23 protein-coding genes and 1 pseudogene are annotated in these 22,813 nt (G+C 42.4%); 12 read left to right on the top strand and 12 right to left on the bottom strand.

Annotated features, from left to right (window positions below):
* Nucleotides 1-103: 103 nt before the first annotated feature.
* Nucleotides 104-1,099: an MBL fold metallo-hydrolase gene (locus tag V7K48_RS21555; RefSeq protein WP_335075238.1), complete on the bottom strand. Its 996-nt coding sequence runs from the start codon at nucleotides 1,097-1,099 to the stop codon at nucleotides 104-106.
* Nucleotides 1,100-1,140: 41 nt separating this feature from the next.
* Between V7K48_RS21555 and V7K48_RS21550 the strand changes: the two genes are divergently transcribed.
* Both V7K48_RS21550 and lpxD read left to right on the top strand, forming a co-directional pair.
* Nucleotides 1,141-1,305, top strand: a complete 165-nt coding sequence (locus tag V7K48_RS21550; protein WP_335075237.1) for a hypothetical protein — start codon at nucleotides 1,141-1,143, stop codon at nucleotides 1,303-1,305.
* 150 nt (nucleotides 1,306-1,455) lie between these two features.
* Complete coding sequence (gene lpxD / locus V7K48_RS21545) at nucleotides 1,456-2,511, top strand: UDP-3-O-(3-hydroxymyristoyl)glucosamine N-acyltransferase (protein ID WP_335075236.1); 1,056 nt, start codon at nucleotides 1,456-1,458, stop codon at nucleotides 2,509-2,511.
* A gap of 252 nt (nucleotides 2,512-2,763) precedes the next feature.
* Here the strand turns inward: lpxD and V7K48_RS21540 are convergent, their stop codons facing one another.
* Nucleotides 2,764-3,669 carry a CoB--CoM heterodisulfide reductase iron-sulfur subunit B family protein gene (locus tag V7K48_RS21540; RefSeq protein WP_335075235.1) on the bottom strand — a complete coding sequence of 302 codons (906 nt, stop codon included), beginning with the start codon at nucleotides 3,667-3,669 and terminating at the stop codon, nucleotides 2,764-2,766.
* A gap of 419 nt (nucleotides 3,670-4,088) precedes the next feature.
* Here V7K48_RS21540 and acpP point away from each other — a divergent pair, with 419 nt between their 5' ends.
* From acpP to V7K48_RS21515, 5 genes are all read left to right on the top strand, one after another.
* Nucleotides 4,089-4,343, top strand: a complete 255-nt coding sequence (gene acpP, locus V7K48_RS21535; protein WP_273768562.1) for an acyl carrier protein — start codon at nucleotides 4,089-4,091, stop codon at nucleotides 4,341-4,343.
* Nucleotides 4,344-4,569: 226 nt separating this feature from the next.
* Nucleotides 4,570-5,820 carry a beta-ketoacyl-ACP synthase II gene (gene fabF / locus V7K48_RS21530; protein WP_335075234.1) on the top strand — a complete coding sequence of 417 codons (1,251 nt, stop codon included), beginning with the start codon at nucleotides 4,570-4,572 and terminating at the stop codon, nucleotides 5,818-5,820.
* Between the two features lie 42 nt (nucleotides 5,821-5,862).
* A complete protein-coding gene (locus V7K48_RS21525; RefSeq protein WP_334979508.1) occupies nucleotides 5,863-6,018 on the top strand; it encodes a hypothetical protein in 156 nt (51 codons plus the stop codon).
* Between the two features lie 54 nt (nucleotides 6,019-6,072).
* A complete protein-coding gene (tkt, locus tag V7K48_RS21520; protein WP_335075233.1) occupies nucleotides 6,073-8,100 on the top strand; it encodes a transketolase in 2,028 nt (675 codons plus the stop codon).
* A gap of 125 nt (nucleotides 8,101-8,225) precedes the next feature.
* Nucleotides 8,226-8,519 carry a hypothetical protein gene (locus tag V7K48_RS21515; protein ID WP_335075232.1) on the top strand — a complete coding sequence of 98 codons (294 nt, stop codon included), beginning with the start codon at nucleotides 8,226-8,228 and terminating at the stop codon, nucleotides 8,517-8,519.
* 92 nt (nucleotides 8,520-8,611) lie between these two features.
* Here V7K48_RS21515 and V7K48_RS21510 read toward each other — a convergent pair whose 3' ends face one another.
* The gene (locus tag V7K48_RS21510) at nucleotides 8,612-8,998 is read right to left on the bottom strand and encodes a hypothetical protein (protein WP_335075231.1); all 387 of its coding nucleotides are present in this window, start codon (nucleotides 8,996-8,998) and stop codon (nucleotides 8,612-8,614) included.
* Nucleotides 8,999-9,064: 66 nt separating this feature from the next.
* On the bottom strand, nucleotides 9,065-9,520 hold the full coding sequence (locus tag V7K48_RS21505) for a hypothetical protein (protein ID WP_335075230.1): 456 nt from the start codon (nucleotides 9,518-9,520) through the stop codon (nucleotides 9,065-9,067).
* A gap of 144 nt (nucleotides 9,521-9,664) precedes the next feature.
* On the opposite strand from V7K48_RS21505, the gene V7K48_RS21500 reads away from it, so the two are divergent.
* Both V7K48_RS21500 and V7K48_RS21495 read left to right on the top strand, forming a co-directional pair.
* Nucleotides 9,665-10,393, top strand: coding sequence for a Uma2 family endonuclease (locus tag V7K48_RS21500; RefSeq protein WP_335075229.1), 729 nt, complete (start codon nucleotides 9,665-9,667; stop codon nucleotides 10,391-10,393).
* Nucleotides 10,394-10,747: 354 nt separating this feature from the next.
* On the top strand, nucleotides 10,748-11,158 hold the full coding sequence (locus tag V7K48_RS21495; protein WP_335075228.1) for a hypothetical protein: 411 nt from the start codon (nucleotides 10,748-10,750) through the stop codon (nucleotides 11,156-11,158).
* Nucleotides 11,159-11,347: 189 nt separating this feature from the next.
* On the opposite strand, the gene V7K48_RS21490 is transcribed toward V7K48_RS21495, so the two are convergent.
* Entirely contained in the window at nucleotides 11,348-11,539 is a 192-nt protein-coding gene (locus tag V7K48_RS21490) for a hypothetical protein (protein WP_335075227.1), read from the bottom strand.
* 424 nt (nucleotides 11,540-11,963) lie between these two features.
* On the bottom strand, nucleotides 11,964-12,569 hold the full coding sequence (locus V7K48_RS21485; protein WP_335075226.1) for a DUF3318 domain-containing protein: 606 nt from the start codon (nucleotides 12,567-12,569) through the stop codon (nucleotides 11,964-11,966).
* A 269-nt stretch (nucleotides 12,570-12,838) separates the two neighbouring features.
* Between V7K48_RS21485 and V7K48_RS21480 the strand changes: the two genes are divergently transcribed.
* Entirely contained in the window at nucleotides 12,839-13,099 is a 261-nt protein-coding gene (locus V7K48_RS21480; RefSeq protein WP_335075239.1) for a hypothetical protein, read from the top strand.
* Nucleotides 13,100-13,261: 162 nt separating this feature from the next.
* Here V7K48_RS21480 and V7K48_RS21475 read toward each other — a convergent pair whose 3' ends face one another.
* The 5 genes from V7K48_RS21475 to V7K48_RS21455 all read right to left on the bottom strand — a co-directional run bounded on the left by V7K48_RS21475 (nucleotide 13,262) and on the right by V7K48_RS21455 (nucleotide 18,947).
* Nucleotides 13,262-14,890 (bottom strand): iron uptake porin, encoded by a 1,629-nt coding sequence (locus V7K48_RS21475; protein ID WP_335075225.1) that lies wholly within the window; start codon nucleotides 14,888-14,890, stop codon nucleotides 13,262-13,264.
* 129 nt (nucleotides 14,891-15,019) lie between these two features.
* Nucleotides 15,020-15,649, bottom strand: coding sequence for a Crp/Fnr family transcriptional regulator (locus V7K48_RS21470; protein ID WP_335075224.1), 630 nt, complete (start codon nucleotides 15,647-15,649; stop codon nucleotides 15,020-15,022).
* A 475-nt stretch (nucleotides 15,650-16,124) separates the two neighbouring features.
* Nucleotides 16,125-16,793 (bottom strand): phosphate signaling complex protein PhoU, encoded by a 669-nt coding sequence (gene phoU / locus V7K48_RS21465; RefSeq protein ID WP_334979526.1) that lies wholly within the window; start codon nucleotides 16,791-16,793, stop codon nucleotides 16,125-16,127.
* A 28-nt stretch (nucleotides 16,794-16,821) separates the two neighbouring features.
* Nucleotides 16,822-18,141 (bottom strand): sensor histidine kinase, encoded by a 1,320-nt coding sequence (locus V7K48_RS21460; protein WP_335075223.1) that lies wholly within the window; start codon nucleotides 18,139-18,141, stop codon nucleotides 16,822-16,824.
* A 53-nt stretch (nucleotides 18,142-18,194) separates the two neighbouring features.
* Nucleotides 18,195-18,947, bottom strand: a complete 753-nt coding sequence (locus V7K48_RS21455) for a response regulator transcription factor (RefSeq protein ID WP_334979530.1) — start codon at nucleotides 18,945-18,947, stop codon at nucleotides 18,195-18,197.
* A 574-nt stretch (nucleotides 18,948-19,521) separates the two neighbouring features.
* Between V7K48_RS21455 and V7K48_RS21450 the strand changes: the two genes are divergently transcribed.
* Both V7K48_RS21450 and V7K48_RS21445 read left to right on the top strand, forming a co-directional pair.
* Nucleotides 19,522-20,505: a hypothetical protein gene (locus tag V7K48_RS21450; RefSeq protein ID WP_335075222.1), complete on the top strand. Its 984-nt coding sequence runs from the start codon at nucleotides 19,522-19,524 to the stop codon at nucleotides 20,503-20,505.
* A gap of 53 nt (nucleotides 20,506-20,558) precedes the next feature.
* On the top strand, nucleotides 20,559-21,638 hold the full coding sequence (locus tag V7K48_RS21445) for a hypothetical protein (RefSeq protein ID WP_335075221.1): 1,080 nt from the start codon (nucleotides 20,559-20,561) through the stop codon (nucleotides 21,636-21,638).
* 602 nt (nucleotides 21,639-22,240) lie between these two features.
* Here V7K48_RS21445 and V7K48_RS21440 read toward each other — a convergent pair.
* Nucleotides 22,241-22,522, bottom strand: a pseudogene (locus tag V7K48_RS21440) (hypothetical protein); the annotation flags it as partial.
* Between the last annotated feature and the right edge of the window lie 291 nt (nucleotides 22,523-22,813).

The following is a 22,813-nucleotide window of genomic DNA, read 5'->3' as shown; positions in this document are numbered from 1 at the left end:
TGCTGCCATGAATCAATTTAAACCCTGTTATGCTTCTGGATGATTTAGCTTATTTACTACTTGCTTATTCCGGAAAGTGACAGAAGAGGGATATGGCTTGCGGTCACGGTGGATCAAGCTCAGTAACGTGGGCAGTGTATGGAATGGGTATCCAGCGATAGCCATTGCCCACTTTTCTAACGTGACCAAGGCCAGGGAATGATATGTGATCTGAACCCACAAGCACGCCGTTTTTCGCCGCGAAGTCGAGCAGTTGTTCGCGAGTCTGGGCAGCTTCGTCAGGCTTCACGTCGTACTGCACTGTTACTTGAGGGTGGCTGAACTGCACTTTTGCAGAGTGGATCGTATCGCCCCAGAGAAACAGCTTATGACCTCGACTCTCTACCAGATACGCTGTATGACCTGGAGTGTGTCCTGGCGCACTACGCGCGATAAAACCGGGAACTAGCTCCAAGCCTGGCTTGATTTCTACTAGCCGCTTGGCTTCCACGTAAGGATTGACAGTGGTCTGCGATTGCTCAAAGGTTTTGCGGGCGGATATCGGTGCTTTTAGTTCCTCCTTTTTACTTAGCCAGTAGGCGACATCCTGACCATCCACATAGACCGTAGCATTGGGAAACTGCCGCTTGCCACCGATCGACAGGCCTCCAGAGTGGTCGGCGTGGATGTGGGTCAGCAAGATCGTATCTACCTGATCTGCACGATAGCCGGCAGCCACTATGTTAGCCAGCAACAATCCGTTTGAAGACCCAAACAATTCACCGGCTCCGGTATCTACCAGCACTAAATGCGCTCCAGTGTTGATCAGGTAAGCATTGATGGATAACTCCACCGGCTCCACCTCGTGGTCGGCAGTTAGCTCGTCGCAAACTATACGAGGATCGCTGAGGATCTGATCGAGATGACGAGGCGCTGTGCCATCCGATAACACCGTCACCTCAAAATCGCCTAATTGCCCTCGATAGAAACCGGGAGCCTGCTTCATTACCTTTGCCGGAACTTCAGTAGAGGCGGACATTGCAGAGGCAGACATTGCTACCGAGCCAATAATGAAACAAAAAATAAACAGCATCAGGATCAATTGCCTGAATTTCCTCATCAATAATTTCTCCAATTTGTAATTTATTTTATTAGTATCTGGTGAACGATTGGCATTTGTGTTATTGGCAGCTTTTTCAACTTCATCATTACGGTGAAACGATCGCCACTGGAGATAATCAACGACTCAAGACGCTATTGAGGCAAGATTCAGCGAAAATCGGCTTATCTTTACAAAGAGAGCCATCAACAGAAAAATGTCACTGAAGTACTCTAACCTGAAGCGAAGTTTGGAACGGTCTGATTAGCCCCACCAACACGCCAGCTCACCGCTACGTGTCTACAAAATTACTGTATTGGATCATAAAGAGGGAAAATTATTTTGTAATTGTAGATCAATTTTGAACACACCCAACAATGAAATTCAGCGAAATCCTCCACCAATTTGGTGACGCAGCCACCAATCATAGCCTGACTAGCAACCCAGACCATGACCCAGAAATTACAGGGGTAGCAGCCATTGATGAAGCTAGCAATTGTACTCTCAGCTACGTAGAAGGTGCAAAATTTGGGTCTTTTGTCGGCAAGACTAATGCTGGTGCTTTAATTTTGCCCCAGGACGAAAAATTACAGGCGCTTGCACAGGAGAGAGGTATTGCCTGGTTAGCGACCCCAGATCCGCGACTGTTGTTTGCCAAAGCGATCACACTTTTTTACCAACCATATCGCCCTATCCCAGAAATTCATCCCACTGCTGTGATTCACTCCACCGCAAAAGTTGGTAGCGATGTTTATATTGGCCCCCACGCTGTGATTCAACAAGGGGTAGAAATTGGCAATGGCGCAATCATTCATCCGAATGTGGTGATTTATCCAGATGTTAAAATAGGCGATCGCACCATCTTACACGCCAACTGTACCATCCACGAACGCACCCGCATCGGCGCAGATTGCGTAATTTACAGTGGTGCTGTCATCGGTGCAGAAGGCTTTGGTTATGTTCCTACCCGGACTGGTTGGTTGAAAATGGAACAATCTGGCTATACAGTTTTAGAAGATAGCGTAGAAGTTGGCTGCAACAGTGCCATTGACCGCCCAGCAGTCGGAGAAACCCGGATCGGTCGCAGTACAGTAATTGATAATTTAGTGCAAATAGGTCATGGTTGCCAAATTGGTTTTGGCTGTGCGATCGCAGGTCAGGTTGGCATGGCGGGAGGTGTTCAACTGGGAAATCGCGTTATTTTAGCTGGACAAGTAGGAATTGCCAATAAAGCGAAAATGGGTGATGGGGCGATCGCTTCGGCTCAAACTGGCATTCTACACGATGTTGCGCCAGGACAAATTATCTCCGGGACTCCTGCAATTCCGCACAAACTGTATCTCAAGGTATGTGCTGTTTATAGTCGCCTGCCAGATATGTATCAATCGCTAAAGCAATTGCAACGTAAATTCAAAGATAGCCCTGGCGACTAGAAGTTGCGGCTACACAGAGAAAACCCACCTCCGTGGGTTTAAAACTTTTAATTGTTGATTAGAAGGCAGATAAAGGTAGATGCAAAGTGGCTTGCCGCAGGCTATTGCAATGGATACAAAGAAATTGAAAATGTTGAGGAGGGGGTGAGGGCAAAATGTTAACAATTAGTAATTATTTGTTAAAACTAAGCAGGTTTTTACTTAAGTTGATACCAATGAACATTGTTGTGCCCCTACCTTGTACTCCATAAACTAAAATCCTAATTTTTCCAACACTGGCTTTGTGGAAACAATGTGGCGTTCTAAACCCAGTTCTTTTGGACTAACCCCAAGTGCCAAAGCAATCAATTGGGGTAAATGCAACACTGGTAAACCTAGCTTCTGTTCAATCACCTTTTCCACCTCAGGCTGACGCGAATCTAAATTTAAGTGGCACAGTGGACAAGGCGTAACTATACAGTCAGCACCAGATGTCAAAGCGTCCTGAATATGCATCCCTGCCATCTTGAAAGATTGGGTAGTGGCATAGCTAGCAAGGGGCCAACCACAACATTGCGTCCGGCCTCGGTAATAAATTGGTGTCGCACCCACCGCCCGAAACATATTTTCCATCGCTTCTGGTTGGAAGGGGTCGTCATCGGGCATAGATTTTTGGGCACGAAGGAGATAACAGCCATAAAAAGCCGCACATTTTAATCCAGTTAACTTCCGGGTGACACGTTTGGTAATTTCCTCTAAACCGTAATCTGTTACCAAGGCGTAGAGGAGATGTTTAACATCAGTACTGCCGCGATAAGGCGAACAGCCTTCTTTATGCAGCAAGCCATTAACCTGTTGAATGTAGGCAGGGTCAGAAGTCTGGCATTCTTTCAGGTGTTCGTTGACGTGACCAATAACACCTTGACAAGTGCTGCAATGGGTAAGTAAGGGCAGATTTAATTCTTCTGCTAGGGCAATATTTCTGGCGTTGACTGTATCTTCTAGCAGTTGGGAATCTTCTTTAAATGTGCCAGAACCGCAGCAAGCAGCTTTTTTAAGTTCAACCAATTCAATACCCAGTGCTTGGGTAAGCGCTTGAGTTGACTGGTAAAGTTCCCGACAGGCCCCTTGGGCAACACAACCGGGGAAGTAAGCGTATTTCAGGGTGTGAGATAGCATAGAAGTATGTTTGGGTTAGAGCGATCGCTCTAAACAATAACTGTTTTATCATCCCTTGTTAGCACCAAAGTTCTGATGTTTGACGTTGGGCGACCCTTTAACCATCTAGGTTCAAAGCCGCAGCATCGACATATTCTTATTGCTAGCAAGGCTGTAAATACTGAACGAGACATTGTAAAAAATTTTAGCAATAATTGGAAAAGCGAAGCATTTACACCGTATCGGCGATGGCGTAGTCTGCTCTATTCCCCAAGTGTTAAGAGAAAACTTACCCGATTCTTTTTAGAAGAAAGGTTTTCTAACAGAAAAACCCTTGGCAGTATGCGGGCGATCGCGCTTGACGATAAGATGTATATGCTCAAAACAATGTCTCCTCTAAAGAGCAGATCCTCGCAACTGGTTAAGGACTTTTATTATTTATGAGCCAAACGGAACTTTTTGAAAAGGTCAAGAAAATCGTCACCGAACAATTGAGTGTTGACGATCCTGCCAAAATCACACCCCAGTCCAAGTTTATGGACGATCTAGGAGCAGATTCCTTAGATACCGTTGAACTGGTGATGGCCTTGGAAGAAGAATTTGATATCGAAATTCCCGACGAAGCTGCCGAGCAGATTATATCGGTTCAAGACGCAGTAGATTACATCAATAACAAAGTTACCGCATCAGCTTAATTAGGAATTGGGGATTGGGAAACACGTGGCCCTCTCTGGGGATAAGGGGCAATGGGAATTGGGAAGATTTTTCTTTGCACCTAGTCACCCAAAGGGTGACGCTCCTAACGTCAGTTAACGCCAGTCGCTCATAAAGGAAACTTTTAAGACAGCGCTGGCTCACCTATACCTACTCGCTAACCCCGAATTTTTTGCCTGCTGCTTTTTCGCCATTTTTAACCGAATCATGACAGATTATACACGTAAACGCGTTGTTGTAACTGGTGTTGGCGCGATTACACCTATAGGTAACACAGCAACAGAATATTGGAATGGATTATTGAGTGGACGCAATGGCATTGACTACATCACACTTTTTGATGCGTCTCGCCATGATTGCCGCATTGCTGGTGAGGTGAAAAACTTCGATCCACATGATTACTTGGAGCGCAAAGAGGCCAAGCGCATGGATCGATTTGCCCAGTTTGGGGTTGCAACAGCAAAACAGGCTCTATCTAACGCGGAGTTAGTGATCAATGAACTGAATGCAGAACAGGTAGGTGTGATGATCGGTTCTGGCGTTGGTGGCATTAAGGTATTAGAAGACCAGCAAACTATCTACCTCAACCGTGGCCCCGATCGCTGTAGTCCATTCATGATCCCGATGATGATTGCCAATATGGCCGCAGGATTAACGGCAATTCACACGGGTGCTAAAGGGCCAAACTCCTGTCCTGTTACTGCCTGCGCTGCTGGCTCCAACGCCATAGGAGATGCTTTTCGTCTTATTCAAGGGGGATACGCCCAGGCGATGATTTGCGGGGGAACGGAGTCAGCTGTCACACCATTGTCGATCGCTGGGTTCGCCGCCTGCAAGGCACTCTCTTTTAGCAATGATCACCCGACTAGAGCTTGCCGTCCCTTTGACCGCGATCGCAACGGATTCGTTTTGGGTGAAGGTTCAGGAATTTTAATTCTAGAAGAACTGCAACATGCAATCAGTCGTGGCGCTCACATTTATGCCGAAATGATCGGCTATGGTATGACCTGTGACGCCTACCATATCACCTCCCCCGTACCTGGTGGACTCGGAGCAGCGAGAGCCATAGAACTAGCGCTCAAAGATGCCAGGATAACTCCCGAACAGATTAGCTACATTAATGCTCACGGCACTAGCACCCCAGCTAATGATTCAACTGAAACCTCAGCAATCAAAAAAGCCTTGGGAGAACATGCCTATAAGGTGGCAATTAGCTCCACCAAATCGATGACAGGTCATTTATTGGGCGGTTCTGGAGGTATTGAAGCAGTAGCAACAGTACTAGCGATCGCTAATGACCAAATTCCACCGACAATCAATCTGGAAAATCCTGATCCAGAGTGTGACTTAGATTATGTGCCTAACTCTAGCCGCGCTCAAAAAGTCGAGGTGGCAATATCCAATTCTTTTGGGTTTGGCGGCCATAATGTCACACTGGCCTTTAAGAAATATGTCTAAAAATTTCCCATTTTATTGCTGGTCGGCTCTCCTGAGATGACTGTGCCAAAAGTATCAGAAATAGCATTCCGATATAACTTAAGCGTTCAGCATGACCCAATTATCAGCTTGATTTATCACCAGAAACTCAGGAGATCCCGCTTGTTTATCGACAAGCGGGAATGGGATGATGAGGATACTGTGGGGAATCTAAAATAACCCCGACAAGAGAAGCTACCAAGAGTGCTAACCCGTCGTTAAAAACAAGAGATTATGACTGTTGCAACCCAATCCCCCAAAGAAGTTTCCCTCGAAGAACTTTGTATTAACTCGATCCGCTTCTTAGCTGTTGATGCCGTCGAAAAGGCAAAATCGGGACACCCAGGACTACCGATGGGCGCGGCTCCAATGGCTTTTGTCCTCTGGGATCGCTTTTTGAAGTTTAACCCCAAGAATCCCAAATGGTTTAACCGCGATCGCTTTGTCTTGTCTGCCGGTCATGGCTCGATGTTGCAATACGCCCTGCTGTTCTTGACAGGCTACGATAGCGTCAGCATTGAAGATATCAAGCAATTCCGTCAGTGGGAGTCAAAAACCCCTGGACACCCCGAAAACTTCATGACCCCAGGCGTGGAAGTCACCACGGGCCCCTTGGGTCAAGGAATTGCCAATGGAGTCGGTTTAGCGATCGCCGAAGCGCACCTGGCCGCTAAATTTAACAAACCCGATACCAAGATTGTTGACCATTACACCTACGTGATTGTAGGTGACGGTTGCAACATGGAAGGAATTTCTGGTGAAGCTTGTTCTTTTGCAGGACACTTGGGATTAGGCAAACTCATCGCTCTGTACGACGACAACCACATCTCCATCGATGGTTCCACAGATGTGGCATTTACCGAAGATGTTTCTAAGCGCTTTGAAGCTTACGGCTGGCACGTCCAACACGTCGAGGACGGCAACACTGACCTAGAAGCGATCGCCAAAGCAATTGAAGCAGCCAAAGCTGTTACTGATAAGCCTTCTTTCATCAAGGTAACAACGATTATTGGTTACGGTTCCCCCAATAAAGCAAACACTGCTGGTGTTCACGGTGCTGCCCTTGGCGGAGACGAAATAGCATTGACTCGGAAAAATTTGGGTTGGGAATATGAGCCTTTCGTAGTTCCAGAAGAAGCCCTCAACCACACCCGCAAAGCAGTGGAACGTGGCGCAGGTTACGAAGACGAATGGAACAAGACTTTTGCAGACTACAAAGCTAAGTATGCCCAAGAAGCGGCTGACGTTGAACGCTACATAAGCAGCAAGCTGCCCGATGGTTGGGATAAAGTACTACCCACCTATACCCCAGAAGACAAAGGACTGCCCACCCGCAAACACTCAGAAAATTGCCTCAACAAATTAGCGGCAGTTTTACCTGAATTGATTGGTGGTTCGGCTGACTTAACCCACTCCAACCTTACCGAAGTCAAGGGCAAAGGCGACTTTCAAAAAGGGCAATACGAAAATCCCAACATCCACTTTGGTGTACGGGAACATGCTATGGGCGCAATCTGTAATGGGATAGCGCTGCACTCTTCGGGATTAATTCCCTACGGTGCTACCTTCTTGATCTTCACAGATTATATGCGTGCTGCCATCCGCTTATCCGCGCTTTCCCAAGCTGGGGTGATTTGGGTGATGACTCACGATTCCATTGGACAAGGTGAAGATGGCCCCACGCACCAACCCATTGAAACTGTGGCTTCCTTGCGAGCCATTCCTAATTTAACGGTGTTTCGTCCCGCAGACGGTAATGAAACCTCTGGCGCTTATAAAATAGCGATCGAGAAAGCGAAGCAAAATGCTCCTACCCTGTTGGCATTTACTCGTCAAAATGTTCCGAACTTGGCAGGTACATCGGTTGAGGGTGTGGCGAAGGGTGGATACACAGTGGTGGATAGCGAAGGTACACCCGATATCATTTTGATTGGCACTGGTTCAGAATTGAGCCTCGCCGTCAGCGCAGCCGAAAAACTCACAGCCGAAGGTAAGAAAGCCCGTGTTGTCTCGCTACCTTCATGGGAACTATTTGAAGCACAGGATGCGGCTTATAGAGAGTCCGTTTTGCCGAAAGCTGTCACCAAGCGTTTGTCTGTAGAAGCTGCTAGCAGTTTCGGTTGGCACAAGTACGTAGGTACTGAAGGCGATTGCGTTAGTATTGATCGCTTTGGTGCTTCGGCTCCAGGCAATGTTTGTTTAGAGAAGTTTGGCTTTAGTGTTGATAATGTGTTTGCTAAGGCTAAACAATTGTTGGGTTAATAGCAACAGAATATTCTCAAAATTGTGTGGGGTGGGCATCTTGTCCACCTTTTTTTTTGCAAAGGAGCGCTGAGGGAGATTGTTTATAATATAAGATAATAATTATTTTATAAATAGAAAGGATTATGCCAGAAGTTGCTAATTATCATCAAGAATTGAGTAACCATATATCACCAATCGTTGAAAAGCTAATTAAAGGTAATAGCTTATATCAAGTTAAGTTAAACCAACAGGAAATGATAGAAATGTTACTAGAACTATTTGGACAGTTCTCACCAGAGGAAATGAGAGCTATTACAGAGGATGAACTGACACGCAGAATTGATAAAATTCTTGTCTTAGAAGCGGTTTCTGGCACGTTAAATGATTTGACCCCAGAGCAAATCAAAATGTACAATGAAGCAGTAAAGCGAAAATAATGAAGTGACTTATTTTTTAAACACAAATTTGGATCATATAGGGAGGTTACCACTCTATTTTCTTGTAGCCACTACTTTATATTACTAAGTTGCTACGCTCTAAACTCATTTAATATTTCTAAAGCTGTTATTAATTTCTCTTCTTTCCTTCTAAGTTGTTCTCTCTCCATCCTAACTTTGTCCAGCCTTTGCATAATGTTATATCGAAGGCTTGGTTCCTGCTCAACAAAAGTTGGAACAGTTGGTTCACTAATTTGTAGCTCTATATTAGAAATATATTTTGCGGCACGAGAATTAAAATCTACTATTTTTCTAACTAGTCTTTTCTTTTCAAGAACAGAAAGAGAGCAGCTCACAGACTCATTAGGGTAATTCAAGCCTAGAGCAATTTCCTTATAATTCCATCCCTGATCGGGGTGTTGGGCTAAAAATTCTATAATTTTGTACTGGAGAGTTCCTGGTTTTAAATTAGCGTTCATTATAATTACCTAATTATATTAAATTTTGAGCTTATATATTATAATAAATAAATTTTAGAAAGTAAGTCAAGTAGGATATATATTATTTTCTAAATTTAGTTGCTCTTCCAATACTTCTATTGTTGATTTAAGCTTTACTCGACGCTCTTCTAGCTCTTCTAGCTCTTTTTTTAATTTATTCAGTATGTTCACTAACTCACTCATTACCGATTTATTCAAGGCTAAATTTGGTCTTTCCTGGTCTATGATGCCATCCTGAACACTTTCATTGTCTAGCTTAACCTCGGATGAGTTAGCTTCTATATCTGTATCTGTAGTATAGAAGTACTTTGCTGGATGGTCGTTAGTTTTCTGAATAGAACCATTTTTACAGAGAACTGATAGAGTACCACTGGTAGAACCAGCAGTTGCGGCAAGTTCATCAGCTATCTCGTGAAAAGTGAACTTTTTATCAGGATTGTCTCTAAATAGATTAAGTATACGCGCTTGGAAACTTCCTCTCTTTGCTCTTTTCTGTTCCAATTGTCTACTCTATTTATTAATTAATTACAAAGCTATTATTCTATATTATATCAAGGTCATCAACTATTATCGCACCCCACCCCCGCAATCCAATAAAAGAAATGTAATATTACTTATTAAACCCCCATATTTTAAGAGGTTCCTATGACCTCAGCACAAACACCATCAGGCATTGAATCACCCCTACCAGACCATACGCAGCTACCAGAATCTGATGGGACATTTGTAAAAAATCTGCAAGAACATCCTCAAAGCTTATTGCTGACAGATTCTATTGAACCAATCTTACAGAAGTTGCATCCCGATGGACAATATTGTATAGGTCAAGATAGCGGTATCTATTGGCGCATGACTGAACCACCAGAAAGAGGAGCAGAAGCCCCAGATTGGTTTTATGTGCCAAATGTACCGCCAACTTTAAATGGTCAAGTTCGCCGTTCTTATGTACTTTGGCAAGAATACATTGCACCGCTGATTGTGTTGGAATTTGTCTCAGGGGATGGTTCCCAAGAACGAGACAAAACACCCATTACAGGTAAGTTTTGGGTTTATGAACAAGCAATTAGAGTTCCCTTCTATGGCATTTATGAAGTGAAGAAAACCAGTGTCCAGGTGTATCAATTGCTCAGGGGTGAATATCAGCTAATACCTGCCAATGAACGCGAACATTATCCTATTGAATCGATGGGTGTGGAATTGGGAATTTGGCAAGGCCGCTATCAGAATTTAGAATTACCCTGGTTGCGCTGGTGGGATAATCAGGGTAATTTGCTACAAACAGGATGGGAGCGATGTCTACGACGGGCTACGCCTAGGCAACGCTTGGCTGCTAAACTAAGAGAATTAAATATTAACCCCAACGAGTTAGTTTAATTATTTTGGCAACTATCTTTAGATAGATAGGGTAAACACTACGCGGCTGATGATCATAAATCGCTTGCTAGTAATGAAAAAATCAACCTTTCATCGCGAAAAATCTATATGCATCTTTGATTGATTTTGTCAAGGTGTAATCGCTAGCATCGCTTAATAAATCAGCAAGACCTTCTCAAGGCTTAATCTATATTCATGCTTTCAGTAGAGGCAGTCATGCTTTATAAATGCGATTATGTATGTGTCCTCAAACGATAAATAGTTGCTGTTGTTCAGATGAAAAAATCAGATTTTATCCGACTCCAGTAACTTTGGTTTTCAGCCAATTGTTTGATGTTTTGAGAAGGTAAGACAATGAATAATATCCTAAAGCGTACACTTCTACCCAGCCTTATGGCTGCCAGTTTAGCTGGTGTAACCTTAGTTCCGGCAAAACCAGCTGCTGCTGATGACCAAGTACTAAGAGATGTAGGTATTGGGGCTGTTACCAATGTAGTAACAGGAGCTGTTAGAGGACATGGTAGTGTATTAGGTAATGCTGCTAAAGGTGGTCTGACTGGTGCGGCTGTCAATGGTGCAAATGGTTTGAGAAAGCATGGGTATCGCAATCACAATCGCCGGAGCGCTGTTCAAGATGTTGGAGTCGGTGCAGGGGCTGGCGCATTGACTGGTGCAGTTACTGGTGATGGTAGACATACCGTTGGCAATGCTATTGATGGTGCAGCTGTCGGTGGAGCAATCCATCTATTAACCAATCACAAATAATTCCTAAATTCATCAGCCGAAATACTTTCCAACAGTTAACGAACTTATCCCTTCCTAATTCCTCTCCTTTTTAATAGGAGCAAACCCAACCTCTCTTCCCTAGTAGGGAAGGGAGGTTGGGGGGTTAGATTTATATTGAGATATATGCCACCGCCCGGATTCGGATGATGTTAGACTTAATAGTAAACTCTAGCCCTTCAACGCCTTTCTAAAGTTTCGACGATAGGATTGATTTGTAATAAACAAAGCTGGCCATAGCAAAGCTAAACCAATGCGATTGGCCAAAGTTGGATTAAAATTAGTCCGTCCAAACCCATTCCAAAACTTCAAAACGCCGCCTCCGTAAACTACTACCAAGACAAAAATAATAAAGTTACCCATTCCCATCAACTCCGTTAGTAACTGACAGAATTTAAGTTAAGTTTTCCCACACGAGGTAAGCACTTGATCAGCAACACCGAGAAGGTATGACAAAACTCCTCAGTTTCTGACATCTAAGTTAGTTAAACACACATTCTCTTATTCCAGTGTAGAATAGCCTTATGCATTGCAGCTAGTTGAAGGCTCATGTCTTGCACCTCGTCGCTTAAAGGTTAAACGCCTTGGGCTAATACAGAAAGCCATAGTTGTTACTGAAAGCTTGCTATAGTTCTAAAAAACGAGAAATTATGCTAAAAATTTAGCTTAGACAATCCCAACACCTCATCTGAAATTTAAAGGTTTGGGTCTTGTTCGTTGTCAAAAACCTAATATAAAGACTTTTCACTTTAAATGTTGCTACAAATGGGCAGCAGAGACATTTATTCTAATTATCATAACTTTCTGGCATACCAACTGGTGATAAACCTGCGATCGCTCGTAAGTTTTGGCAACGAATCAACTCAGTAAAATTTAAACCAGAACGCCCTTCTATTTTGGCTACCGCTTCAATTGCAGATAACAGATGCTGCGCTGCTTCAACTTCTGAATAACCGCGCCGCTGTGCTATCCGAATTGCTGCTGCATCGGCATTTAACTCTGACTCTTGAGATTTATTGGTACGCCAGATGCGAAAAGCAGCGATCGCACTTAATCCCCCAGCTACGGCTACACCCACCACATCTGACTGTGCTGCTTCCAAGAATCCACCTAACAGCCCGGCCAGCACCACACCTTGATAAATGTCGGGTTTAAACCACTTTACCCCCGTTAACCAGCTAACTATCTGCAACAGCAGCAAGTCTCGTTGTGGCTTTGTCAAGCGACGCCACAAATCGAAATTTATATATATCGGTCGAGCCTGATTCCAGGGTTGGGGAAAGGAGGCGTCAATCACTTTTGCTTGCTCTGGCTTACTAACGATTTTTGTCGTCATCCGACCAGAAGCAGGCATCACATCTAACAAACGGCGAATTTCAACATTTGGCTCCATAAATTTAATTATTAGCCATAATGTGCATGGTAACTATTTTAGCTATCATTCGTGTTAACCTTTGATTTGTGCGATGCTCTGGCAGTCTTTCTAAATGGCTGTTTTATTGGTGAAAACTTCTACAAATTGTGATTTGTGAGACCAGATAAAGGCATAAGAATATTGATTAAGCAGTTTGATAGTCTGGCGGGATTTTATCGTACTTGTTTGCCCCCAAGTTCAAAACCTTAAAGTTTTGGATAACCATTGATACTATGACTTATAACGACATGGACGTTTTTGCTACCCTCCCGCCTGAATGGACGAATAAGGCAATACATGCCTATGTATTTTGCTGTCCTAACTGCCACTCAAGTAGCCGAGAAGCTGAGAAAGTTTGGCTAAATCGGCGATCGCCTGTATTTACAGAAGACCGTCGTCGCAAATGGCAAGAGTTCTATTATTGCCATTGTGGTTCTGTGTGGTGGGCTTGGAGTAGCGATCGCCCCCCAAAAGATATATCGAATCAGCCAGATTATAATCCCACATAGGAAAGTGGATTAAATAACTTATAAAACTCTACCTGCTTGCTTGAGGAACGAAATCTAAATGCATTTTAGACTCTGATTAATCACCGTCAGCAATAAACAAAAGCCCATCTAAAAGTGGGCTTTTGCTAATCTAATTCTGAGCTTTATTTCGCATCACCAATTTTAGAAGGTGAAAGTAGTACGTAGAGTGCCTACGTATTCAGTGTCATTAGCATCGTTGTGCTCTGGATTGAAGATTACCAACAAGCCAGGAGTGACTTGAATATTATCAGAAACCTTGAACTTGTAAAGACCCTCTAAGTGATAAGATGTATCATCATCTAAGTTAACATTGGCGGCGACATTTTTTATGCTACCACCACTAATTCTGGGTGGTTGACCAAAAATAATACCTAAGACGTTGCCTTCTCCACCAAAGTCTCTCAAAGCAAGCGATCCAGCCCAGTACCAAATATCTGCGTCTGTACCTGCATTAGCACCAGTTAAAGCATCGGCAGTTGTATAACCTCCCCAACCACTAATAGCCAACTTACTAAATTGGAAGGTAGCTTCTACACCATAGTTATTGGATTCGGTACGAGTGCCATTTCCAAAGGGATTGTTGGAAAAAATACTACCTGTACCTTGGAAAAGGTTATTCGCAGCACCATCACTTTGATAAGTGCGGGCGTAGGTTAGACCAATGTTAAAAGCTTTGCTGGGTTGGAAAGATAACTGACCAAAGATGACGTTATCACCATCCAACAACCCATTATTAACGGTAGGGTCATTAGCAGTCCTAGCTACATAAGCACCAGTCAAGCTGATCGGGCCTTTTGGATTGAAGGTAACTGTCAAACCAGCCCCACCTTGACCTTGACGATATATGGGGCTAAAACGTCCATAGCGGGAGAGAGCACCTCTAGCAGAGCTAGCAAAGTCAGGGTTGAAGGTATTAACGTTTTCGTATAACTCAGCACCACTAGCATCAACCTTAACACGCACTGCGTCCTTAAAGTTGAAAGCATAGTTAATTTTATCGATTACAACAGAGTTGTTGTTGTTACCGTCAAAGGCCAAGCGGGTCATGTTAGTACCGCTCACCGCAGCATTAGAGATGGTATTATTAGCATTCAGACGGATTTGCAACTGGTCTTTACCAGTGAAACTGCTGAACAAGTTCAAACGAACGCGGTCAGAAAAAGTGGTGTTAGAATCCAAGTTTTGAATCGGATTACCACCAGGAACTGCTCTATTGTTACCAAAAACATCAGACGCGGCGAAAATTACTTCTCCAACCAGCTTGGTGGTAGTGGAGAACTGATTGGCTTCCAATTCAGCAGTGCGGGCTTCTAGTCCATCGACACGACCGCGCAGGGTTGCTAGTTCAGCAGAAAATTCTTCTTGTAAGCGCTGTAAAGTAGCCAGGTCTTGTTTGCTGACCAAATCGGCTGTAGCTGTAGCAATCAGTTCGTTAACCCGATCTAAACAGGCATTCAAACCTGCGGCAAATTCATAACGGGTCAAAGCCCGGTTCCCACGATAGGTACTGTTGGGATAACCTGCAATACAGCCGTAGCGCTCAACTAAGGATTGTAAAGCTTGGAATGCCCAATCTGTGGGCTGCACATCCGAAAATTGCGAAACTGATGTTACCTGACTCATATTGTTAGAGTCTTGAGCTTCAGATAACTGGGCAACATTTGTTACCTGTTCGTTGACTTCAGCAGCTAAGGCACTATTCGCAACGAAAAATGTAGCAGCTAGAACAACCGGACTAACCTTAAAAAGATTCCAGAATCGTTTTGTCATGTTTTTGCTCTCACTCACACCTAAAATAATCCAGTTTTGATAAAATGCTTAGAACACTTTACTTTCGGGGATTCTACACACAATCACAGCGATGATTATACTTTATATCCTGTGATTATTACAAGCAAGTCAGCATATTGCTGAACTATAATTTTTAATTAATTTATTTGGTAACCGCAAAATAATGCGGCGTTTGTGACGTAAAACTGTTCCTTCTTTCTCCAACTGTTGTAGGAGCCGGGTAATTGTTACTCGTGTGGTATTTAACACTTCAGCAATATCTTGATGGGTAACGTTTAAATCAATTAACTTGCCCTTATCTACATCACGTCCAAATTTTTCACTTAACCACACCAAAAACTGCCATAAACGTAGCAAAATTGGTTTTCGATGCACAATACTTAGTAGATCCTCTGCCTGTTGAATGTGAGACAACAAAGCATTAATATTTTGATGCCACAAATGAGGGGGCACAATGCTTACTTCCACGCCTGTGAGACATTCAATCTGGTAGGGCTTGACCCTAGACAAAGGATAGCCAATCAGATCCCCTAGCCCCCAATAACCGAGAGTGATGAATGTTCCATCTTCACTCCACGTTAAGGTACGAACTGCACCGTGCTCAATGCGCCAAAGTACGTCATTTTCAAGTGGAATTACTTCCCGACGGGTAAATATCTGCTGGGGTAATTGTCCCCTCAAAGCAGAGCCATTTGACACGACAGAAGAGTTTGAAGTCGGACTTGTGGAATACATCATTAACTGTAATTACATAATTATCAGGGAATCTTGCTATTTACAATGATTAAGAAACTCTAATAATCTGTATCAAAATTTACCTGTATATCTGAAAGTTTATTCTTCTGAATCAGAGCTAGGGACTAACTCCAAATTTTATTATGGAAACAACTTATGCTTTGAGGTATCTATCAGTAAGATAGACCGGGATTTTTTAGTTGTTTATCTGTTACTTTAATTGGGCAAGTTTAAGAATAGGTAAGCTTTTAGTAAAATATTTAGTTAACTTATTTTTAATTATTTAGTATTTTCTTAGAACTAAGTATAGGATTTGATAAAATCGTAGCAAATCATTTAAAAAAGTCTGCGCTCTTGGAGTGTTTAACTTTCAACCCTCAATTGCCACGATTTTAGGCAAAGCTGTACTAAGTCGCTTGAATTGTAGCCTTTGGTTGTAGAGGTAGTGGCTTTATCTTCTGGACTGATGAACCGTCAATTAAGAGCGTTGACCAGTGACAATATATGCTACCCTTTGACCGATATTAGTGGCATGATCTGCCATGCGTTCCAGACAACGAATTGCCAGTGCCAGCAGCACAATTGGCTCGACTACACCTGGCACATCGCGTTGTTGGGCTAAAGTCTGATAAACGCGATCGTAGGCATCATCTACAGTATCATCTAGGTGCTTTAAACGGCGTCCACCGGCTTCATCAAAATCTCCCAAAGCCTTCAAGCTAGTTGCTAGCATCGCCTGGGCGTGAAGGGACATAGCTTCAATGTCTGGCAAACACGGATGAGGCGGATAAGGAAAGATTTTAATCGCAATCTCAGCTAAATCCTTAGCATAATCGCCAATGCGCTCTAAGTCTCGCACCAGTTGCATAAAAGCACTCAAGCAGCGCAAATCTTGAGCCGTAGGCGCTTGCAGCGTCATAATCGCCGTACAGTCTGATTCGATTTGTCTATAAAAGCGATCAATCTTTTTATCTAATCGGGGAAGTTCCTCAGCTGCTGTTAAGTTACGAGCAAATAACGCTTGGTGGCTGAGGCGAAATGATTGCTCTACCAAAGCACCCATGCGTAATACATCCCGTTCTAAGCGCCTAATGGCGCGTGCGAGTTGGGGTCTTTGAGGATTGGGACTGTAATCGACAGCTTTCACACTTGTTGTCTCAAAGGTGAAGATATTATTAACTATAGTCTTGGCTAAAAGAGTTTGCCATAACTTCATGAAATTGGAGTTGCATCCACGCACCGCCAGTTTCTGGATGGTTCATAGCTTTGATTGAACCCCCGTGGGCGAGAAGAATTTGCTCAACGATCGCTAAACCCAACCCATTTCCAACGATCGCTCCTATGGAGTTACCATCTTGGGGGGAATGGGTTCGCGCTTTATCTCCTCGATAAAATCGCTCAAAAACGTGGGGTAAATCTGCCTCAGAAAACCCGACTCCAGAATCAATAAGATTTATTTCCAGGATTGGGGAAGCCCGATCATTATCCTTTGTTGATAAGATTTTCGCTTCAACGTGAATGCTTGTAGAAGGAAGACTGTACTTAATGCTGTTGTCTAGCAAGTTGAGAAAAACCTGGTAAATACGGGCTTTATCTGCCTTAATCCAAAGATTTTCTGGGCCAGAATAAGCAAGAGACAAATGTTGGTGCTGTGCCAAGGGTTCTAGTGTTTCCCAAACAGATGCAATCAGCGATCGCAATTCTACAGCTTTGGCTTGCAATTGCATATTTGGGTTTGCTTCCATTTGGGTAAGTTCTAACCAGCTTTGCACCAAGTTAATCAGTCGGTCAACTTCTTGCATTAGGCGGTTAACCCAGCGATTTAAAGGTGGTTCCAAGCGGGTTTGTAGCGTTTCTACAACCAACCGAATCGATGTTAGCGGCGTTCTGAGTTCGTGTGCTAGATCAGAAAAAGAGCGATCGCGTATTTGATTTATATCTAATAGGGGTTGACGATTTTCTAAAAAGACTCCCACTTGTCCATTGGGTAAAGGCAAGCTAGACCCCCGCAAAGCTAAAGATTTTATTGTTGCCATCTCTTGAGCATCATCACAAGATGGATGAAATATCCATTCTCGCGTCTGTGGTTTTTGCCGATCACGAGTTTGCTCAATTAAATGGTCAAGTTCGTAAGACCTTACCAACTCTAGTAACAAGCGCACTTGTTCTGGTTGCCACCTTTGCAGATACAAAATTTCCTGCGCCTGCCGATTGCACCACAGCAGTTGATTTTCCTCATCCACCTGCAAATATCCCACTGGCGCAAAATCTAGTAGGTCTTGGTAAGTTTGCAACGACTGCTGCAAATCTTGCCCCTGCTGTTTCACCATTGCTATTTCCTGCCGCAACGCAGGAAATAGCAGCAGTCCCATCTTGTCAGAATGCGAGGTTAACGGTCGGAGTAAGCGCCCCAGGTAGCGGTTAAGTTGAACCTGTTGCCAAACCCAAAACCCAATGCCTACCGCTAAACCCAGAAAAAATCCCAATAAAAGCATTTGAGTTGTTAGTTTCTTGGTGACTACTAAAAACTAACAACTATCCAAACTAATTATCCAAACCTATAGCCAAAACCTCGTACAGTCACAATATATTCAGGATGACTGGGGTCTTGCTCTAATTTTTCGCGCAACCACCGAATGTGAACGTCTACGGTTTTACTATCGCCGACGAAATCTGGCCCCCAAACCTGATCTAGCAATTGTTCCCGTGACCATACGCGGCGGGCGTAACTCATAAATAGTTCCAGCAGGCGAAACTCTTTAGGGGAAAGACTCACCTCTTGACCACGAACCAGCACGCGGCATTCTTGGGGATTCAAGGTGACATCCTTGAATTTTAATACTGGTACTTGTGGTAAATTACTCAGGCGTTGGCGGCGGAGTAAAGCGCGACAACGAGCCACTAACTCCCGCATACTAAAGGGTTTGGTCAGGTAGTCATCTGCTCCCACCTCTAAGCCCAGAACACGGTCAGTTTCACTACCCTTAGCACTGAGCATTAAAATTGGTATTGGGTTTCCTTGATGACGCAGCAAACGGCAAATATCTAGCCCATTGATTTGAGGCAGCATCAAATCAAGAATGATCAGATCAAAGGGAAGTTCCCCTGAGTTGGTTTCAAAACTTTTGAGATACTCTATAGCAGACCGCCCATCGGGGGCAGTTATCACCCCATAACCTTCCTCTTCCAGGGCTACAGCTAGCATTTCCTGGATTAATTCTTCATCTTCTACTACTAGAATACGGCTGGTTTGTCCAATGTCCGTTCTAGCAGAATATTTGGTCGATTCACTGGTATACATTGATATCACAAAAGTCTAGGACTGTGCTTGTATCAATTAGGATGATTGAATCTATTATCTAACCTGACTGTAACCACGCTTCTACTAGGGTTAATTCTTTTAGATTTTTTACAAAAAGTAACATATGCCACAGCACCCTCTTAAATCATAAATCACTATGGCTGCAAGCTTCTAATAGGCTTTTAATTAGGGACTTTGCATTTTCAAATTCCTAAATAGCTTCGATTCTGTTTTCACAATCGGGAGCAGGTGATAGGTGATAGAAAAAGACATTTTCATATTTTGTTGTCTGACGCAATTACATAAAGAGTTTTCTTGACAAGAGCAGATTAAATTGGGTATATTTACTTTAGTACAAAAATACTATAAAATTCTGAGGAAAAACTATACCTGAAAAGCAAAAAGACACATATGTGGAAAATTCCTACCCCAACTAAGTGTCATCTGTTGATCATTTCAGTATTTACACGGTGCTAAAAATATTGATTCAAAGGCTACCCTGATGTCTGCATAGGGTAGTCCTTGATATGGCTTGCTACCCAATAGATTATTGCTTATTGAAGGGAGTTGGAAGATGACTACAGTTGGAGTCAATGACAGCAAACAACAACTAATGCAAGCATTTCAACAAATTATTATCCAAAGAAAAAAACTGGAATCTAAAATAGCAACCAAACAAGAGGAAGCAGAAAAGGCAAAAAGTCAAGGAATTCTACAAGCAGCTTCTAGATATACGATTGATAGTATTGTCAAAGGTTTAGCTGATTTGCAATTGGAGTTTGGCAGTATTCTAAATGCATTATCTGAAAAACTAGCTCAGGAAAACTCTAAGTTAGATGAATTGAACCGAGCTATAGAAATTGAGACTCAACGTCTACAAGAGCTTCAACAGATCAAAGTTGTAGCAGATACTCTAGATATTTTAAGTCAAGAACACCAAGAAAAATTAAAAACCCTAGAACAAGATATTATCAGCAAAAGGGAAGCACTAGAGAAAGAAATTACAATCAGACGGAAAGAATGGCAAAAAGAGCAAGCAGAGTATGAGGAAAAACTCCAAGCATATAGTGATTTATTAGCCAAATATCGCCAGCAAGAACAAGAAGAATCCCACTATAATTTAGAAACTACTCGTAAACTCAATATAGACAGCTATGAAGCGATAAAGCGCCAACAACAAAGGGAAATACAAAAAAATTCTCCAAATAAAGAGAAAGATTGGGCAGAACGAGAAAAGATATTCGCTGAACGTCAACCACTCTTTGCAGACTATCAACAAAAAGTAGCTACATTTCCTAACGAACTGGAAGAAGCCGTTAAAAAAGCTAGAGAAGAGGCAATTAAAGAAACAAGTCAAAAAACTAAAATTGAGGCTGATTTATTTGATAAAGAGTGGGAAGCTAATAAACAGAGTTATGAACTAAAAATTCAATCTCTGGAAGAAATAATTAAGAAACAGTCTGAGCAAATAGAAGGTATTTCTGCTCAATTGCAAACTGCATTAAAACAAGCACAAGACTTAGCTATAAGGGCTTTTGGTAGTTCTAATCCTAAATAGTTATGAGTCTGTAGCATCTTAATCATTTTTAATTCCTGAAGAGGAGGTTTATTGTGGTGGGAAAAAAACCGACTGATAAGAATACTAAAGTAGAAATTCTTCAGGCGTATGAGGAGTTAGCTAAAGAAAAAGCAGCGCTGAAATCGGAACTTGATCAAGTTGGCAAAGAAAACCAGTCTGTAACTAAAGAACAGCCTAAATTAGAACAAAAAACTGCTATGAATCAACTTTATAATGTCCAACCAAAGATGAACAATACAATTGAAAGCTTGGCGAATACTCAATTAGGTTTTGGTAGCGCTGCTAATGAATTATCAGAACAGCTAACTACAAAAGCCTCTAAGTTAGAAGAAATCAGGCGAAATTTAGAAGAAGAAATCCAACAATTAACACAGTTGCATAATTTAGAGATTTCTGATGATATCTTGGATACTCTCATCCAAGCCTATAAAGATAATACTAAAGCTTATCAGGAAGAATATAGTCGGCGTTCTGAAGTGTTATTCCAAGAAATATTAGAGCAAAGGAATAATTGGGGAAAAGAACAGGAGGAACAGCAACGGGCGATAAAAGAACGGAATGAAAACTTCAATAAAACTCGACAACGCGATGCGTCCGAGTATAAATATAATTTAGAACTCCAGCGACAACTGGAAAATGACGAATACGAACAAGAGCAGAAAGCACTATATAAACAACTGGAAGAATTACTACAACAAACAGAAAAACAGTGGGCTGAACGGGAGAAAGCAATTTCGGAGAGAGAGAAACAATTTGAAGAATTAAAAGCCAAGGTAGAGGCTTTTCCGAAAGACCAAGAAGCAGCTATAAAAAAAGCTACAGAAGAAGGCAAAGGCATCGCCCACTACCAAGCTAGAGTAAAATCAGATTTATATTCTAAGGAAGTGGAAGGGCAAAAGCGTTTCTATGAACAAAGACTGCAATCTCTAGAACAAACGATTACTAATCAGGAGACGCGGATTCAAAATCTTTCTAAACAACTTGAATCAGCTCTAAAACAAGTTCAGGATTTGGCAGTTAAAGCTATTGAAGGTACTTCAAATGTTAATTCATATCAGGCAGTTAAAGAAATAGCTTTAGAACAGGCAAAGACTCAAGCGAAAAATAAATAAACTGATGAGAATTATAGAGACTTAATTGAATTTAAGTCTCTATAAGGAACTATAATACTTTTTATTCGGTTTTCTTTGGTTTTTTGATATCTGGGGGAGGTTGTATTTTCCTTTTTGTTCCGTTAAGTTGTGTTTGCTTAAATGCTTTGTTGGAATTTTCTTCTTGACTAGACATAATACTAAATTTTTAAATTTACTACAATAGTATCTACATCACGGGTATTGTTGATTACAGAAATTTAACACAGAAAATTTAAGTTTAACTAAAAAAAGTTACCAGCCTGGAGGTAGAGCCTCCAGAAGTACGTTACCAGGCTCTGCCTGGTAACGAGAGTTGGAAAAGTCCTAATTAACAAGGACTTTTGCTTAAGTAAGGACATTCCACCCTACATATACTTAGATTTTTTCATGCAATCAAGTCGGATTGACATATATGAGTCAGCGATCGCTTTAACTGTTGTTCATAATTCTGGAATTCTTGATAAAAACGGGCATTTGCTAGAGAGATGACAGCTTGGGTGCATAGCAGTTGGATAACTTCAGTGCGATCGCATCAGAGCTTGTGGTGTTCCCTCCATTCCCCCATTCTCGCCTCTAGCTTGCCACTGGCTGAGAGAAATTTCCCCAAAGTCTTCCATCACTAACGCATAGCCATTCTGATAAGGTTCCAGGCTGTAGGTTTGGATGATTCCAGGTAGATTCAGATTTTTGGCGATCGTGAACTGGTTGCGAAACTGGACTAATTCACTGAAGCTGGGATAAGCAGTTTTCATCAGCTTAATCACCACAGATTTTTAGTCAGTCTCTCGATTAGCGCGATAAACTAAGGTTCTCGAACCATTGTATAGTTCTTTGCTAACCTGATATCCGGCAATACTGACCATACGACTTAATTCTTGAGACTTCAGTATCTAGGTTTCCCAAAAACATCGCCGGATTTACAGCTAAGGTGGGATGAATACGGTTCTGTTAAGCGCAAAACCAGTTAAAAAGTAAAAAGATAAAAGTAAAAAGAGAGAACACATATGCTGCAAGCATTTTACCTATTTCAGATGGTTACTCTGTTTACGCCGTGGCGTACTAGTAGTCTGTCAGCTTTGAATTGAGGGGTGACTATGGTAATAATTTCAGTAATCCCCTTCTACCCAGTTGTATCATGGTGAAAAAGAAATACA

Origin of the sequence: Nostoc sp. (genome assembly GCF_036919615.1) — a bacterium.
Classification (GTDB): domain Bacteria; phylum Cyanobacteriota; class Cyanobacteriia; order Cyanobacteriales; family Nostocaceae; genus Nostoc.
This window is presented reverse-complemented; position numbering and strand designations above follow the sequence as displayed.

What these genes read in the sequence shown, in the direction of transcription:
- V7K48_RS21455 (WP_334979530.1), bottom strand. Translation starts at nt 18,947, where the DNA reads ATGTATACCAGTGAATCGACCAAATATTCTGCTAGAACGGACATTGGA.
- V7K48_RS21500 (WP_335075229.1), top strand. Translation starts at nt 9,665, where the DNA reads ATGACCTCAGCACAAACACCATCAGGCATTGAATCACCCCTACCAGAC.
- V7K48_RS21515 (WP_335075232.1), top strand. Translation starts at nt 8,226, where the DNA reads ATGCCAGAAGTTGCTAATTATCATCAAGAATTGAGTAACCATATATCA.
- V7K48_RS21485 (WP_335075226.1), bottom strand. Translation starts at nt 12,569, where the DNA reads ATGGAGCCAAATGTTGAAATTCGCCGTTTGTTAGATGTGATGCCTGCT.
- V7K48_RS21510 (WP_335075231.1), bottom strand. Translation starts at nt 8,998, where the DNA reads ATGAACGCTAATTTAAAACCAGGAACTCTCCAGTACAAAATTATAGAA.
- V7K48_RS21480 (WP_335075239.1), top strand. Translation starts at nt 12,839, where the DNA reads ATGGACGTTTTTGCTACCCTCCCGCCTGAATGGACGAATAAGGCAATA.
- V7K48_RS21450 (WP_335075222.1), top strand. Translation starts at nt 19,522, where the DNA reads ATGACTACAGTTGGAGTCAATGACAGCAAACAACAACTAATGCAAGCA.
- V7K48_RS21540 (WP_335075235.1), bottom strand. Translation starts at nt 3,669, where the DNA reads ATGCTATCTCACACCCTGAAATACGCTTACTTCCCCGGTTGTGTTGCC.
- fabF (WP_335075234.1), top strand. Translation starts at nt 4,570, where the DNA reads ATGACAGATTATACACGTAAACGCGTTGTTGTAACTGGTGTTGGCGCG.
- V7K48_RS21490 (WP_335075227.1), bottom strand. Translation starts at nt 11,539, where the DNA reads ATGGGTAACTTTATTATTTTTGTCTTGGTAGTAGTTTACGGAGGCGGC.
- V7K48_RS21555 (WP_335075238.1), bottom strand. Translation starts at nt 1,099, where the DNA reads ATGAGGAAATTCAGGCAATTGATCCTGATGCTGTTTATTTTTTGTTTC.
- V7K48_RS21470 (WP_335075224.1), bottom strand. Translation starts at nt 15,649, where the DNA reads ATGATGTATTCCACAAGTCCGACTTCAAACTCTTCTGTCGTGTCAAAT.
- V7K48_RS21495 (WP_335075228.1), top strand. Translation starts at nt 10,748, where the DNA reads ATGAATAATATCCTAAAGCGTACACTTCTACCCAGCCTTATGGCTGCC.
- V7K48_RS21475 (WP_335075225.1), bottom strand. Translation starts at nt 14,890, where the DNA reads ATGACAAAACGATTCTGGAATCTTTTTAAGGTTAGTCCGGTTGTTCTA.
- tkt (WP_335075233.1), top strand. Translation starts at nt 6,073, where the DNA reads ATGACTGTTGCAACCCAATCCCCCAAAGAAGTTTCCCTCGAAGAACTT.
- lpxD (WP_335075236.1), top strand. Translation starts at nt 1,456, where the DNA reads ATGAAATTCAGCGAAATCCTCCACCAATTTGGTGACGCAGCCACCAAT.
- V7K48_RS21460 (WP_335075223.1), bottom strand. Translation starts at nt 18,141, where the DNA reads ATGCTTTTATTGGGATTTTTTCTGGGTTTAGCGGTAGGCATTGGGTTT.
- acpP (WP_273768562.1), top strand. Translation starts at nt 4,089, where the DNA reads ATGAGCCAAACGGAACTTTTTGAAAAGGTCAAGAAAATCGTCACCGAA.